Below are 13,697 nucleotides of genomic sequence, written 5' to 3'. Positions count from 1 at the left end.
GCGGTGCCCCAGCCATAGCTCCAGCCGAAGTATTCACCGGAGATCACCAGGCCCACGGCAATGCCCCAGAGGTGCAGGGTACCGAGGGTCGGTTTGAGTGCGGTTTGGGTTGTCATAAGTCCTCGCTTGTCATTTTTATTGTTTGGGTGTTGGACTTGCGGGTAGCGATTTTCGTTACAGCGTGCACGCAAAGCCCGTGCCAGAGCGGCCAGGCGTTGTTTTCAGGGTGTCAGTAATGGCCTCTTCGCGGGCAAGCTCCGCTCCTACAGGTTTTCGGTCGTTTACATCTTTTGGATTCGACTCGGACACTGTGGGAGCGGAGCTTGTCGGGGCGCCGAACCGCCGCGAAGGCGGCCTCAGGGTTTAGAAGAACCCAAGTGGATTGATGTCATAGCTCACCAGCAGGTTTTTGGTCTGCTGGTAATGATCGAGCATCATTTTGTGGGTTTCGCGGCCCACGCCGGATTTCTTGTAGCCGCCGAACGCGGCATGCGCCGGGTACAGGTGGTAGCAGTTGGTCCAGACACGTCCGGCCTTGATCGCCCGGCCCACGCGGTAGGCGCGGTTGATATCCCGGGTCCACAGGCCCGCACCCAGGCCGAACTCGGTGTCGTTGGCAATCGCCAGGGCTTCGGCTTCGTCCTTGAAGGTGGTGATGCTCACCACCGGGCCAAAGATTTCTTCCTGGAACACGCGCATCTTGTTGGTGCCCTTGAGCAGGGTCGGCTGGATGTAATAGCCGGTGGCCAGATCCCCTTCAAGCTTCTGCACCTGGCCGCCGGTCAGCAACTGCGCGCCTTCCTGCTTGGCGATTTCCAGATAGGACAGGATCTTGTCGAATTGCTGCTCGGAAGCCTGGGCGCCAACCATGGTGTCGGTATCCAGCGGGTCGCCACGTTTGATCTGCTCGACTTTCTTCATCACTACTTGCATGAACTCGTCGTAGATCGACTCTTCAATCAGCGCGCGGGACGGGCAGGTGCAGACTTCGCCCTGGTTGAAGAAGGCCAGGACCAGGCCTTCGGCAGCCTTTTCGATAAAGCTCGGCTCGGCTTTCATGATGTCGGCGAAGAAGATGTTCGGCGACTTGCCGCCCAGCTCCACGGTGGACGGGATGATGTTCTCGGCCGCGCATTTCATGATGTGCGAACCGACCGGGGTCGAGCCGGTAAAGGCGATCTTGGCGATGCGCTTGCTGGTGGCCAGGGCTTCGCCGGCTTCTTTGCCGAACCCTTGCACCACGTTCAGTACGCCGGGTGGCAGCAGGTCGCCGATCAGCTCCATGAGCACGGTGATGCCCAGCGGGGTTTGCTCGGCCGGTTTGAGCACCACGCAGTTGCCGGCGGCCAGGGCCGGGGCGAGTTTCCAGGCGGCCATCAGGATCGGGAAGTTCCACGGGATGATCTGCCCGACCACGCCCAGTGGTTCATGGATGTGGTAGGCCACGGTGTTGCCGTCGATTTCCGCGGCGCTGCCTTCCTGGGCGCGCAGGCAACCGGCGAAGTAACGGAAATGGTCAGCGGCCAGCGGGATATCGGCGTTGAGGGTTTCGCGCACGGCCTTGCCGTTGTCCCAGCTTTCGGTGATGGCCAGCAGTTCGAGATTCTGTTCGATACGGTCGGCGATTTTCAGCAGGGCCAGCGAGCGCGCCTGGACCGAGGTGGCGCCCCAGGCATCGGCGGCGGCATGGGCGGCGTCGAGGGCCTTGTCGATATCCTTGGCGTTGGAACGGGGGAATTCGGCAATGGCCTTGCCATTGACCGGAGAGGTGTTGGTGAAGTACTGGCCGTCGACAGGCGCGACGAATTCGCCATTGATGTAGTTGCCGTACTTGGCTTTGAACGTAACGATGGCGCCGGCAGTACCAGGGTGGGCGTAACGCATGGTGTGTGTCTCCTTGGCTATTGTGCTTATAAGGGAGTACGCGCTTGAGCGCTTAATAAGCGTAGAGCAAAGGTCGGGCCAGTGCCTGGTGGGCCGGGCGCCAGAGCCTTTGGCCGGGGTGCGCGGTGACGGATGGCGACGCTGTTGCGACAGGAGCGATACAGCCGGGGTGACAGTTTGTACCGTGCTTGGCACAGCCTGTGACTCGGCGGTCGCGGGATGATTGCATTGCTCACGGCGCTGGAGGATGCTGGGCATCCAGACGAACGTGCATCAACGGCTGAACACCTCTGTAGGAGCGAGCTTGCTCGCGATGGACGTCAACGATGACGCGGGCGCCCTGACACCCCTCAGTGGCTGGACCATCATCGCGAGCAAGCTCGCTCCTACAGGGGTGGGGGGAGAATAATAAGAAATGCAGAACAACCATCTGAGTCGCCACGCCCAGCAGGTATTGACCGTGACCCAGGGCAAGGCCCACCCGGGCGGCCCCGGCAGTGACCCGTCCATCGCCCGCTCCTGGCTGCGTTGCCTGGAGGACTATCACCTCGACCCGTCGCTGAGCATCGCCCCCACTGTGCTCGAACACGGGCGCCTGCTGGAAAGCCGCGAGCACCTGCGCCAAGTCCTGCAGATCGCCGGCAATGAAATGACCAGCCTGCACCAGCAGCTCTCCGGCGCCGGTCACGCGGTGCTGCTCACCGATGCCCGCGGGGTGATCCTCAATTGCGTCACCGCCCCCGCCGAACGCAAAATCTTCGAGCGCGCCGGCCTCTGGCTTGGCGCCGACTGGAGCGAGGCCTGCGAAGGCACCAACGGTATCGGAACCTGCCTGGTCGAGCGCCAGTCCCTGACCATCCACCAGGACGAACACTTCCGTGGTCGCCACACCGGCCTGACCTGCTCCGCCAGCCCGGTCTTCGATCCTCATGGCGAATTGATGGCGGTGCTCGATGTGTCCTCGGCCCGCCCGGACGTGTCGCGCCAGAGCCAGTTTCACACCATGGCGCTGGTCAACCTCTCGGCGAAGATGATCGAGAGCTGCTATTTCCTCCGGCATTACGACAACCACTGGCTGCTGCGCTTCCACTTGCAGGCCGAGTCGGTGGGGCTGTTCAGCGAGGGCTTGCTCGCATTCGACGGCGAAGGACGGATCAGTGCGGTCAACCAGAGTGCCCTGAACCTGCTGGGGCAGGGGCGTAGCGCTTTGCTCGGCCAGCCGGTGGAGGCATTCTTCGATTGCCCGCTGGATGAACTGCTCGGCCGCGCCAGTGCCCAGGCCAGCGCCAGCTGGCCATTGCGGGCCCGCGACGGCCGCGCCCTGTTCGCGGTGTTGCGCGGCCAGCCGCGTAGCGTGCCCAAGGGGTTGGCCCCGACACCCGCACCGCTGGAGCGAGCGAAGCTGTCCAATATCTGCCTCGGCGATCTGGCCTTGCAGACGGATTTTCGTCGAGCGCTACGGGTCTTCGAACGTGATGTGCCGTTACTGATCAATGGCGAAACCGGTTCGGGCAAGGAGGCGTTCGCCAAGGCGGTGCACCAGTCCAGCCAGCGCGCCGAGAAAGCCTTTGTCGCCCTCAACTGCGCGGCGATTCCCGAGAGCCTGATCGAAAGCGAGCTGTTTGGTTATCGCGGCGGCAGCTTTACCGGTGCGCGCAAGGAAGGCATGCGCGGCAAGCTGCAACAGGCCGATGGCGGCACGCTGTTTCTCGATGAAATCGGCGATATGCCACTGGCCTTGCAGACCCGCTTGCTGCGGGTGCTGGAGGATCGCCAGGTGGTGCCTATCGGCGGCGAGCCGGAGGCAGTCAATGTGCGGATTATCAGCGCCACGCACCGCAATCTGATGGAGCGGGTCGGCGACGGCAGTTTCCGCGAGGATCTGTATTACCGGCTCAATGGGCTGGAGGTCGGTCTGCCGGCTTTGCGAGAGCGCAGCGACAAGTCGCAGTTGCTGGATTTCCTGCTGGCGGAGGAGGCTGGCGAGCAGCCCGTGCTGATCGATGCGGCCGCGCGCCAGGCGCTGTTGGCGTTCGAGTGGCCGGGCAATGTGCGGCAGATGCGTACGGTGTTGCGCACACTGGCGGCGTTGTGCGAGGACGGCCGGATCGGACTTGAGGATCTGCCGGCGCTGATCCGCCAGGCGCGGCCGGGCCTGGTCGCGGTGGCCGTTGATGAACCGTCCGGACATCCCCTCGAAGACGCCGAGCGCCTGGCTCTGCTCAATGCCTTGGAGCAGCAGCGCTGGCATATGACCCACACGGCCGAGCAGCTGGGGGTCAGCCGCAATACCTTGTATCGCAAGCTGCGCAAGCACGGCATCGCCCGCTAGACCATCGATGTCCCCCCTGTAGGAGCGAGCTTGCTCGCGATGGGTGTCAACGATGACGCGGGCATCCTGACACCCTGCGGTGCCTGGACCACCATCGCGAGCAATCGAGCGTCGACCGGCTGCTCCTACAAAGGGGGCGTCCTCGGGTCGGTGAAACACCAGGTGCGATTTCCCACGCCCTGGGCTAACCTGCGACCACGTTTTACGAGGTCGACTATGCACATTCATATTCTGGGTATCTGCGGTACGTTCATGGGTTCGATGGCTGTGCTGGCCAAGGAACTGGGCCATCACGTTACCGGTTCCGATGCCAACGTCTATCCACCGATGAGCACCCAGCTCCAGGCCCAGGGCATCGAGCTGACCCAGGGCTACGATCCGGCGCAACTCGATCCGGCCCCAGACCTGGTGGTGATCGGCAATGCCATGTCCCGTGGCAATCCGGCGGTCGAGTACGTGTTGAACAAGGGCCTGCCCTATGTGTCTGGCCCGCAGTGGCTGGCCGACCATGTGCTGCAGGGCCGCTGGGTCCTGGCCGTGGCCGGTACCCACGGCAAGACCACCACCAGCAGCATGCTCGCCTGGGTGCTGGAACATGCGGGCATGAGCCCGGGTTTTCTGATCGGCGGCGTGCCGCAGAATTTCTCGGTGTCGGCCCGTCTGGGCAGAACACCGTTCTTCGTGATCGAAGCCGATGAGTACGACAGCGCCTTTTTCGACAAGCGCTCGAAGTTCGTCCACTACCGTCCGCGCACCGCGATCCTGAACAACCTGGAATTCGATCATGCGGATATTTTCGCGGATCTGGCGGCGATCGAGCGGCAATTCCACCATCTGGTGCGGACCATTCCCAGCGAGGGGCTGGTGATCCATCCGACCACCGAGCCGGCTTTGCAGCGGGTGATCGAAATGGGTTGCTGGACCCCGGTGCAGACCACTGGCACCGGCGGCCAGTGGCAGGTCAAGTTGCTGAGCGAAGACGGCTCGCGTTTTGAAGTGATGTTCGAAGGCGTGGCCCAAGGCATGGTCGAGTGGGACCTGACTGGCCAGCACAACGTCGCCAATGCCCTGGCCACCCTGGCGGCGGCGCGGCATGTCGGCGTGGTGCCGGCTATGGGCATTGCTGCCCTCAGTGCTTTCAAGAGCGTGAAGCGGCGGATGGAGAAAGTCGCCGAAGTTCACGGCGTGACGATCTACGATGACTTCGCCCACCACCCGACGGCGATTGCCACCACCCTTGATGGCCTGCGCAAGAAAATCGGCGATGCGCCGCTGATCGCCATTATCGAGCCGCGCTCCAACTCCATGAAGCTCGGCGCCCACCGCGACGGTCTGCCGGACAGTGTGGTCCAGGCCGATCAGGTGATCTGGTATGCGCCAGCCAATCTTGGTTGGGACCTGGGCGCCACGGCGGCATTGTGTTCGGTGCCGTCGATCGTCAGCGATTCCCTCGATGGCATCATTGAGCGGGTGAAAAGCCAGGCCAAACCCGGGACCCATGTGGTGATCATGAGCAACGGCGGCTTCGGCGGCCTGCACGGCAAACTGGCCGAGGCGCTGCAATGAACAACGGGCCGGAACGCATCACCCTGGCGATGACCGGCGCTTCCGGCGCGCCCTATGGCCTGCGCCTGCTCGACTGCCTGGTGCGCGAGGACCGCGAGGTGCATTTCCTGATCTCCAAGGCCGCGCAGCTGGTGATGGCCACCGAGACCGACGTGGCGCTGCCGACCAAGCCGCAGATGATGCAGGCTTTCCTCACCGAATACACAGGTGCGGCGGCCGGGCAGATCCGGGTGTATGGCAAGGAGGACTGGATGTCGCCGGTGGCCTCGGGTTCCGGCGCGCCGGCGGCGATGGTGGTGGTGCCTTGTTCCACCGGAACCTTGTCGGCCATTGCCACGGGCGCCTGTAACAACCTGATCGAGCGGGCGGCGGATGTCACCCTCAAGGAGCGCCGCCAGTTGATCCTGGTGCCGCGCGAGGCGCCGTATTCGAGCATTCATCTGGAGCACATGCTCAAGCTGTCGAATATGGGCGTGACCATCCTGCCGGCGTCGCCGGGCTTTTATCACCAGCCGCAGACCATCGATGACCTGGTGGATTTTGTCGTGGCGCGGATTCTCAATCTGTTGAATATCCCCCAGGATATGCTGCCACGTTGGGGTGAACATCATTTGAGCAGCGATGAGTAGGTCACTGCTGTACCTGCTGCTGGTGCTGCAACTGGCTGGTTGTGCGACGGTGCGGACCTTGGACGCCGGCAAGGCCGGGGCGCCCGTGGTGTATTCGGGGACGCGCCTGGATCTGTATGCGTTGCAGGGTGGTTGTTGCGCTTATGACCGCTTTGGGGCGCAGGCGCCGAGCTATCCCGGGGTGGATCTGCCGGCCAGTGCGTTGCTGGATACGCTGCTGTTGCCGCTTTCGGTGTTGACGGTATTGGGCGTGGGGTATCAGGCGACGGGCGGGTTGTAGCTCCGAGTGACAACCTAACCTGTGGGAGCGGTGCTTGCCCGCGAAGCTTTTAGTGGCCTCACCGCCTTCTTCGCGGGCAAGCACCGCTCCCACAGGGTATGCATTCCATTGCTCTTCACGCAGGGTGGTGCTATTTGCCCAGCCGGCGCAATTCATCCGACTCGACAATCCGCACCCCATCCTGCTCTTCCAGCGCCAGGCGCCACAGCGCCCGCGCCAGTTGGCAGGCCTCGATGCCGCGATACTTCCCGGGAATCAGTTTCGATAGCGGTGCCGCCAACTGTTCCGCCAGGCGCGGTTCGATCCGCTCGCCCAGCAGCAACGAAGGCCTGGCGATGGTCAGCTGCGGCCAGTTCTGCGCCCGCAGCGACTGTTCCATCTCGCCCTTGACCCGGCTATAGAACACCTTGGATTTCGGATCGGCATCGATGGCACTGACCACGATCAGATGCCGCGCGCCCATTTCCCGCGCGCGCTTGCCGAAGGCCACGACCATGTCGTGGTCCACGGCGCGGAACGCTTCTTCGGAACCCGCCAGCTTGATGGTGGTGCCCAGGCAGCAGATTGCCAGGTCGACACGGCCGCTCAATTGCGGCAGGAAAATCGCCGGATCGCCCACCGGATTTTCCAGGTGCGGATGTTCGGCCAGTGGTCGTCGTGAGGGGGCCAGTACGCGGGTGACAGTCGGCTCGTTGAGCAGGCGGTCGAGTAGATGTTCACCGGTCAGACCGGTGGCTCCAGCGAGCAGGATATGCTGAGGCGTCAAGTACATAAAATACCTCCCTTGATACAGTTCAGCTTAGTTGCTCTTGGCAGTCTTGCTGTCCAGCGAAGCGCTTTGCAACGCTTTTCGCGCTTGTTGTTTGCGCAGCAACTGCCAATGTGCCAGCACGCCTTTGGGCGCCCAGATCTGCGGTTCAGACGCTTCGAAATTGTCCGCCTGCTCACGCTCGGCGACATGCGCCTTGGCCAGGGTGAAGGCTTGCTGCAGATCGTCGGTCTGGTTCAGCGCCTGGGCGAACAGGGCGTCGCCGAAATAGGTGAAATCCGCCTCCTCGGAGCAACCGAAGGAGACCCGGTCCGCGCGGGACGCGGTCATGATCAGGGTTTTTTCATCCTTGAGCGCCGGGATGAAGCCGCCGGAGTAACAGGCGGAAATCACAATGACCTTGTCGCGATTTTTCAGCGGTGCCAGCGCCGAGGCCAGTTCGTCGGCTGGCAGGTCGGCCAGCTCCAGGCGTGGCTGATCCAGCACAAACTCATGTTCATGGGTGCCGTGGCTGGTCAGGTAGATGAAGATCAGGTCTTCCGGTCCGCTGCGTTCGGCCAGGGTCTGGGCGGCGCGGAGCAGGTTCTCGCGGGTTGCCATCGGCCGATCGCCGAGGTGGTCGCGATGGTTCACCAGGCTGATCTGGCCATAGGCACCGAAGCGGCTGGCGAGCATCTGGTTGACGTAATCGGCCTCGCGCATAAACACGCTTTGCTTGCCGTCGCCGGCCAGCACCAGGCTGTAGAGTTCGATCGCCGGGGTCGAGGCCGGCACGGCGGCCAGGGCTTTTTCCAGCAGTGGGCCCTGGGCCAGCAGGCCGAGTTCCAGCAGATCGGGCAGCAGCTTGCCGTCGGCATCGCGGACTCGCTGGCCGTTGCTCCAAATGCCGCTTTGCACGCTGCCGTCGGCCAGCGCCAGGCTGCCACGACCGTTGTAGGTGTCACTGGCGAACTCGCCGATATAGACGCTGCCATCACCCAGGCTCAAATGGCCCTGGCCGTTGAAGCGCCACTCGCTGAACTCGCCGCGATAGTGGCTGCCGTCGACGCCGATCAGTTGGCCCTTGCCGTTGAGCACGCCGTCCTTGAATTCACCGATCCAGACATCGCCATCGGCGTTTTCGTAGCGGCCCTTGCCATTCAACTGGTTACGCTTGAAGCCGCCGGCATACTGGTCGCCGTCGGCGCTGTTGAAGGTGCCGACCCCTTCCAGTTGACCATTGACGAAGTGGCCGGTGAACAGGTTGCCGTTGGCATCGCTGCGCTGGCCCTCGCCGTTGGGCTTGCCGTGGGCGAATTCACCCTGGTATTGGCTGCCGTCTTCCAGTTCCAGATGGCCGAGGCCTGAGTACTGGTCGTCCTTGAATTCGCCACGGTAGGTCATGCCGGCTTCTTTGAGCGTGCCTTCGCCGTCGCGCCGGCCCTGCTTGAAGCCGCCGGTGTAGTTGCTGTCGTGCACGGTCAAGGTGCCCTGGCCGTGGAACAGGCCCTGTTGGAACTGGCCTTTGTAGACCTCGCCATTGCTGCCATGCCACTCGCCGTCGCCCTGCCACTGACCGTGGTCGAACTGGCCGGCGTACCAACTGCCACTGGGGTAGTCGATGCGGCCCTGGCCTTGCAGCAGCCCATTGACCACTTCGCCGCGATAGCGACCGCCGTCCGGCAGGCGCGCGTCCGGCGGCAATAGCGATTCGCCATCACCGCAGGCGGTGAGCAGCAGGGTCAAAACCAGGGGGACAAGTGGGCGCATAACGGGATCCGGATAATTAGGGGACCGAGTATGCCGTAGCAATATGGCGTGTCCAGTGTCCTGCACGAAACAGAGTGCACTCTGTTTCGTGAGTACGGGCAATCAGACGAAGCAGAGTGACAGGGGTTCAGCGATATAGGCGGGTTTTTCCTGGCCTTCGATTTCCAGCGTGGCGGTGGCCTTGAGCAGCCATTGGCCGGGTTTCTTCTCGGTGACCTCGGTCAGTTCGACCTTGAGGCGCACCCGTGAGTCGACCTTCACCGGCTGGATAAAGCGCACGCTGTCCAGGCCGTAGTTGACGGCCATCTTCAGGCCTTCGGGCATGATGAAGATATCTTCCATCAGTTTCGGGATCAGCGACAGCGACAGGAACCCGTGGGCGATGGTGCTGCCGAACGGCGTTTGCGCGGCCTTGACCGGGTCCACGTGGATGAACTGATAGTCACCGGTGGCTTCGGCGAACAGGTTGATCCGCGCCTGGTCGATGGTCAGCCATTCGGAATAGCCGAGTTCCTTGCCGACATAATCGTTGAGCTGCGCTACAGGTACATAGGGCATTGACACACTCCTTGGTCTATCGAGTTATCGGGCCTCGGGTTGCAGCCCTTGGCATCCACTGTAGATCATCATGGGACATGTGTCCGGTCAAGCCACCATACCTTTGGCGAATGGCGGCGTATGGGCGTGCTTATAATGCTGGCATCTTCAAGGGAGAGTTCGGATGTTGTTACGCGGCCTGACCTGGCTGGTGCTGTTTCAGTTGCTCGGTACAGCCCTCAATCATTTGTGTGTGCCGGTGTTGCCGGGGCCGATTATCGGCTTGTTGCTCTTGCTGGTGTTTCTGATGGTGCGCGGCGAAGTCAGTGCACCGTTGAGCGAGGCGGCGTCCAGTCTGTTGCGTTATCTGCCGCTGTTGCTGGTGCCGCCAGCGGTAGGGGTAATGGTCTATGCCCGGCAGATCGCCGCGGACTTCTGGGCGATTGCCGGTGCGCTGGTATTGTCGGTGCTGATTTCCATGGCGTTCGTCGGGGTGTTGATGAATGCCCTGGTCAAGCGCCATGCCCGGCGTGGAGAGCGGCCATGAACCTCGATTGGCAGGGCGCCTGGGCGGCGCTGATCCATCATCCGCTGTTCGGCATCGGCATTACCCTGGGCGCCTATCAACTGGTGCTGGCGGGCTTCGAAAAGACCCGCTGGGTCTTCCTGCAACCGGTCCTGGCGTCGATGGCGCTGGTGGTCGCTATCCTGTTGCTCTGCGATCTGGAGTACGCCGAGTACCGCAAGAGCACTGAGATTCTCGGTATTCTGTTGGGGCCGGCCACGGTGGCGTTGGCTGTGCCGCTGTATCTGAACCTGCGGCGGATTCGACAGTTGTTCTGGCCGATTTTTACTACGCTGGTGATGGGTGGGGTATTGGCGACTGGCCTGGGCGTGTTGTTTGGCTGGCTGTTCGGGGCCGACCACATGATCCTGATGACCCTGTTGCCCAAGTCGGTGACTTCGCCCATCGCCATGCTGGTGGCCGAGCAGATCGGTGGCGTCGCGGCCCTGGCGGCGGTGTTCGTGTTGATCACCGGGGTGATCGGCGCCATTGTCGGGCCCTGGCTGCTGACGCGACTGGGCGTGCATACGGCGGAAGCTCGAGGCATGGCCCTGGGCATGACCGCCCATGCGGTGGGCACTTCGGTGGCCTTGCAGGAAAGTGAAGAATGCGGCGCCTTCGCGGCGTTGGCAATGAGCCTGATGGGCGTAGCCACGGCAGTGTTGCTGCCGTTGGCGGTAACTTTGGTGGTTTAAGGAAGTCGTTATGAGCCTGGCGTTGTTTCCCCTGAACACCGTACTGTTTCCCGGTTGTATCCTCGACCTGCAGATTTTCGAGGCGCGCTATCTGGACATGATCAGTCGCTGCATGAAACAGGGCAGTGGTTTTGGCGTGGTCTGCATTCTTGAAGGCCAAGAGGTCGGCGATGCGCCGGAAGGCTTTGCCCTGGTCGGCTGTGAAGCCGTGATCCGCGATTTCCAGCAGCAGGACAACGGCTTGCTGGGCATTCGGGTCGAAGGTGCGCGGCGTTTCCGGGTGCTGCGCACGGAGTTGCAGCGCGATCAACTGACGGTCGCCGAGGTCGAGTGGCTGGATGAGATCCCTGAGAGGCCGTTGCAGGACGAGGACGAGGACCTGGTGGCGCTGCTCAAGGCGCTGGCCGAACACCCGATGGTCGCCGCCCTGAACATGGGCACCGAAGCGACCGGGCAGCAGTCTCTGGCCAATCAGTTGGCGTATCTGCTGCCGTTTTCCGAGCTGGACAAGATCGACCTGTTGGAACTGGATGATCCGCAACAGCGTCTGGATGCGATTCAGGTGTTATTGGACGAATTGCAGGGCGAGTTGTTTGCTTGAGTGGGCCCCTGTAATGGCATGGAATAACCGTTATATAGAAATGATCTGAAAACCTGTCAGAAATGACAGTAGCCCGAGCGCTGCAATGGATCCAGGATTGAACGGCGGAAATATGGAAAGCTCGCAGGGCAAAAGTTGTCCACGGACGAGCTTGCGTCATTCAGTAACTGGGAATATTGGAAATGTCAGAGCAAAAAGAAGGCAAGGTCAAGTGGTTCAATGATGCGAAAGGTTTTGGTTTTATTTCGCCAGATGATGGATCGCAAGATGTTTTTGTTCATTTCAAAGCGATACAGGCGACCGGTTTCAAATCCTTAGCTGAAGGGCAGAAAGTAAGTTTCGAAGTTGCTCAAGGACAAAAAGGCCTGCAAGCAGAAAACGTTAAATTGATTTAAGGTTCTGCTGTCAAGACATGGCGTTCCATACCTCCCTTGGGTAACCGAACTTCCTCGGGGCGACGTCTGAGTGTGCCTCTTCCTTTTTGGGAGAACCAGTCATGGATAAGTACGGCGAACAGCGTTACGACTCCGCCCGGGGCGGGATTGGCGTGATCACGGCACATGTGGATGGACGAGAGCTTTTCTTCCACGTGAAGTCCACTACTGACGGTGGGCCGGCGTTGCAGGCCGGCGACACCGTGACCTATGACGTTGTGCAAGGCGAAGACGGCCAGTTCTATGCGGTCAATCTTGAAGTCGTGGAAAGTGATCTGTCCGAAACGGTTTGTTAATAGGCATATCGCCCGATCGCATGCTGCAAATGCCACAGGGCATAAAAACCATAGATCGCCACGGCGGCCGGCAGGATCAGCCACCAGGTCCGGGGTGGCATGGCCGGTAGCGGCATGCAGCGTTGGCAGAGGCTCAGGCTGGCCGCCAGCACGGTAATGGCGAGCAGCGCGCCGGCGAGGATATCGGTGGGCCAGTGCGCGCCCAGGTACACCCGTGACAATGCCACCGTCAGCGCCGGCAGGCAGCCGAGCAATAGCCAGGTCACGCGCATCCGTGGCGGCTGCTCGCGTCCGGCCAGTACCGCCAGCACCAGGAAAAACGCGAACGAGCCCGAACTGTGGCCGCTGGGCATGCTGAAACTGCTGATCGGCTCGGCCAGCACTTCCGGGCGGATCCGTGCGAAGAAATATTTGGCGGCGGTGTTGCCCAGCGCCGTCACCGCCAGGGTGGCACCGAAAAACAGCCCCTGACGCCATTGGCGGGCGAGAAACAGCAGGGCGGTCAGCGCGCCGGCCACAATGAGCTGGATACGGAAGTCGCCGAGACGGGTGGCGATAACCGCCGCCACGTCCAGCGCCTTGTCGCGATGTTCCTGTACCAGCGTCATCAGGCCCTGGTCGAACGCCGTGAGGTGGGGGTAGCCGAGAAACAGGCTGACCAGCAATACCAGGCTCAAGCCTGAAATCAGCAGCGTGGCCTTGGGATGACGCTTCACGCTGCAATGGATGCACAGCCCGATCAGGGCGACGAGCCCGATCGCGACCACGCCGGCCTGTGGCCAGAAGCCCTCGGGCAAGGGCAGGCGGATGGCCGCGCCGGTGGCCCAGCCCGGCAGCAGGTAGACCACCGACCAGCCGGCGCCGGCGATCAGGCTGACACCGATAAACCGCGGCAATGGCATGTCGCACATGCCGGCGATCATTGGCAGCATCGGGCGCAAGGGACCGATAAAGCGTCCGACCAGCAGGCTGGCGATGCCATAGCGCTGGAAATAGCTTTCCGCGCCGCTCATCCACTGCGGGTGACTGCGCAGGCCCGGCAGGCGCCGGATGTTTTGGTGGAAGCGGCGGCCCAGGGTGTAGGAGGCCACGTCACCGAGCAGGCCGCCGATGAAACCCAGCAGCAGGGTTTCGCCCAGGGGCAGGGCGCCGCTGCCGGCTAGCACGGCGATGGCGAACAGCAGGACCGTGCCCGGCACGATACTCCCGACAATGGCCAGGCATTCGAGGCAGGCGACGATGACAAGCGCCAGTCCCAGCCATTGAGGGTTGGCGGTCAGCCAGCCGGTGATGCTATCGAGCCATGGGCCCATGGGTGACTTCCTTTTTCAGACAAAACCAAAACATTGTAGGAACGAGC

14 protein-coding genes are annotated in these 13,697 nt (G+C 62.2%); 9 read left to right on the top strand and 5 right to left on the bottom strand.

Going from position 1 to position 13,697, the window contains the following annotated elements; translation table 11 throughout:
• Positions 1 to 363 precede the first annotated feature (363 nt).
• On the bottom strand, positions 364 to 1,884 hold the full coding sequence (exaC, locus tag AC07VG_RS28465) for an acetaldehyde dehydrogenase ExaC (protein ID WP_495004141.1): 1,521 nt from the start codon (positions 1,882 to 1,884) through the stop codon (positions 364 to 366).
• A gap of 415 nt (positions 1,885 to 2,299) precedes the next feature.
• Between exaC and AC07VG_RS28460 the strand changes: the two genes are divergently transcribed.
• From AC07VG_RS28460 to AC07VG_RS28445, 4 genes are all read left to right on the top strand, one after another.
• Positions 2,300 to 4,216, top strand: coding sequence for a sigma-54-dependent Fis family transcriptional regulator (locus tag AC07VG_RS28460; RefSeq protein ID WP_495004142.1), 1,917 nt, complete (start codon positions 2,300 to 2,302; stop codon positions 4,214 to 4,216).
• A gap of 216 nt (positions 4,217 to 4,432) precedes the next feature.
• Entirely contained in the window at positions 4,433 to 5,782 is a 1,350-nt protein-coding gene (gene mpl, locus AC07VG_RS28455) for a UDP-N-acetylmuramate:L-alanyl-gamma-D-glutamyl-meso-diaminopimelate ligase (protein ID WP_495022279.1), read from the top strand.
• Positions 5,779 to 6,411, top strand: coding sequence for a flavin prenyltransferase UbiX (ubiX, locus tag AC07VG_RS28450; RefSeq protein WP_495004144.1), 633 nt, complete (start codon positions 5,779 to 5,781; stop codon positions 6,409 to 6,411). The genes mpl and ubiX overlap by 4 nt, the downstream gene beginning before the upstream one ends.
• Positions 6,404 to 6,691, top strand: a complete 288-nt coding sequence (locus AC07VG_RS28445; protein ID WP_495004145.1) for a YceK/YidQ family lipoprotein — start codon at positions 6,404 to 6,406, stop codon at positions 6,689 to 6,691. The genes ubiX and AC07VG_RS28445 overlap by 8 nt, the downstream gene beginning before the upstream one ends.
• A gap of 130 nt (positions 6,692 to 6,821) precedes the next feature.
• On the opposite strand, the gene AC07VG_RS28440 is transcribed toward AC07VG_RS28445, so the two are convergent.
• The 3 genes from AC07VG_RS28440 to AC07VG_RS28430 all read right to left on the bottom strand — a co-directional run bounded on the left by AC07VG_RS28440 (position 6,822) and on the right by AC07VG_RS28430 (position 9,767).
• On the bottom strand, positions 6,822 to 7,463 hold the full coding sequence (locus AC07VG_RS28440; protein WP_218225870.1) for an NAD(P)H-binding protein: 642 nt from the start codon (positions 7,461 to 7,463) through the stop codon (positions 6,822 to 6,824).
• A gap of 27 nt (positions 7,464 to 7,490) precedes the next feature.
• Positions 7,491 to 9,209 (bottom strand): C13 family peptidase, encoded by a 1,719-nt coding sequence (locus AC07VG_RS28435; RefSeq protein ID WP_495004146.1) that lies wholly within the window; start codon positions 9,207 to 9,209, stop codon positions 7,491 to 7,493.
• 102 nt (positions 9,210 to 9,311) lie between these two features.
• Positions 9,312 to 9,767, bottom strand: a complete 456-nt coding sequence (locus tag AC07VG_RS28430; protein WP_248799365.1) for a MaoC family dehydratase — start codon at positions 9,765 to 9,767, stop codon at positions 9,312 to 9,314.
• A gap of 163 nt (positions 9,768 to 9,930) precedes the next feature.
• Here AC07VG_RS28430 and AC07VG_RS28425 point away from each other — a divergent pair, with 163 nt between their 5' ends.
• From AC07VG_RS28425 to AC07VG_RS28405, 5 genes are all read left to right on the top strand, one after another.
• Positions 9,931 to 10,293, top strand: a complete 363-nt coding sequence (locus AC07VG_RS28425) for a CidA/LrgA family protein (protein WP_495004147.1) — start codon at positions 9,931 to 9,933, stop codon at positions 10,291 to 10,293.
• Complete coding sequence (locus tag AC07VG_RS28420) at positions 10,290 to 11,006, top strand: LrgB family protein (protein ID WP_495004148.1); 717 nt, start codon at positions 10,290 to 10,292, stop codon at positions 11,004 to 11,006. Before AC07VG_RS28425 ends, AC07VG_RS28420 begins: the two co-directional genes overlap by 4 nt.
• Before the next feature lie 10 nt (positions 11,007 to 11,016).
• Complete coding sequence (locus AC07VG_RS28415) at positions 11,017 to 11,607, top strand: LON peptidase substrate-binding domain-containing protein (RefSeq protein WP_495004149.1); 591 nt, start codon at positions 11,017 to 11,019, stop codon at positions 11,605 to 11,607.
• 182 nt (positions 11,608 to 11,789) lie between these two features.
• Entirely contained in the window at positions 11,790 to 12,002 is a 213-nt protein-coding gene (gene cspE, locus AC07VG_RS28410; protein WP_495004150.1) for a transcription antiterminator/RNA stability regulator CspE, read from the top strand.
• Between the two features lie 101 nt (positions 12,003 to 12,103).
• Entirely contained in the window at positions 12,104 to 12,337 is a 234-nt protein-coding gene (locus AC07VG_RS28405) for a cold shock domain-containing protein (RefSeq protein ID WP_495022278.1), read from the top strand.
• Here AC07VG_RS28405 and AC07VG_RS28400 read toward each other — a convergent pair.
• Positions 12,334 to 13,650 (bottom strand): bifunctional DedA family/phosphatase PAP2 family protein, encoded by a 1,317-nt coding sequence (locus tag AC07VG_RS28400; protein ID WP_495004152.1) that lies wholly within the window; start codon positions 13,648 to 13,650, stop codon positions 12,334 to 12,336. The genes AC07VG_RS28405 and AC07VG_RS28400 overlap by 4 nt on opposite strands.
• Between the last annotated feature and the right edge of the window lie 47 nt (positions 13,651 to 13,697).

It is taken from the genome of Pseudomonas sp. GW821-FHT03C07 (assembly GCF_059420925.1).
This window is presented reverse-complemented; position numbering and strand designations above follow the sequence as displayed.

Coding starts and splice junctions, on each gene's coding strand:
- exaC (WP_495004141.1), bottom strand. CDS start 1,884: ATGCGTTACGCCCACCCTGGTACTGCCGGCGCCATCGTTACGTTCAAA.
- AC07VG_RS28400 (WP_495004152.1), bottom strand. CDS start 13,650: ATGGGCCCATGGCTCGATAGCATCACCGGCTGGCTGACCGCCAACCCT.
- cspE (WP_495004150.1), top strand. CDS start 11,790: ATGTCAGAGCAAAAAGAAGGCAAGGTCAAGTGGTTCAATGATGCGAAA.
- AC07VG_RS28440 (WP_218225870.1), bottom strand. CDS start 7,463: ATGTACTTGACGCCTCAGCATATCCTGCTCGCTGGAGCCACCGGTCTG.
- AC07VG_RS28430 (WP_248799365.1), bottom strand. CDS start 9,767: ATGCCCTATGTACCTGTAGCGCAGCTCAACGATTATGTCGGCAAGGAA.
- AC07VG_RS28405 (WP_495022278.1), top strand. CDS start 12,104: ATGGATAAGTACGGCGAACAGCGTTACGACTCCGCCCGGGGCGGGATT.
- AC07VG_RS28435 (WP_495004146.1), bottom strand. CDS start 9,209: ATGCGCCCACTTGTCCCCCTGGTTTTGACCCTGCTGCTCACCGCCTGC.
- AC07VG_RS28460 (WP_495004142.1), top strand. CDS start 2,300: ATGCAGAACAACCATCTGAGTCGCCACGCCCAGCAGGTATTGACCGTG.
- mpl (WP_495022279.1), top strand. CDS start 4,433: ATGCACATTCATATTCTGGGTATCTGCGGTACGTTCATGGGTTCGATG.
- AC07VG_RS28415 (WP_495004149.1), top strand. CDS start 11,017: ATGAGCCTGGCGTTGTTTCCCCTGAACACCGTACTGTTTCCCGGTTGT.
- AC07VG_RS28445 (WP_495004145.1), top strand. CDS start 6,404: ATGAGTAGGTCACTGCTGTACCTGCTGCTGGTGCTGCAACTGGCTGGT.
- AC07VG_RS28420 (WP_495004148.1), top strand. CDS start 10,290: ATGAACCTCGATTGGCAGGGCGCCTGGGCGGCGCTGATCCATCATCCG.
- AC07VG_RS28425 (WP_495004147.1), top strand. CDS start 9,931: ATGTTGTTACGCGGCCTGACCTGGCTGGTGCTGTTTCAGTTGCTCGGT.
- ubiX (WP_495004144.1), top strand. CDS start 5,779: ATGAACAACGGGCCGGAACGCATCACCCTGGCGATGACCGGCGCTTCC.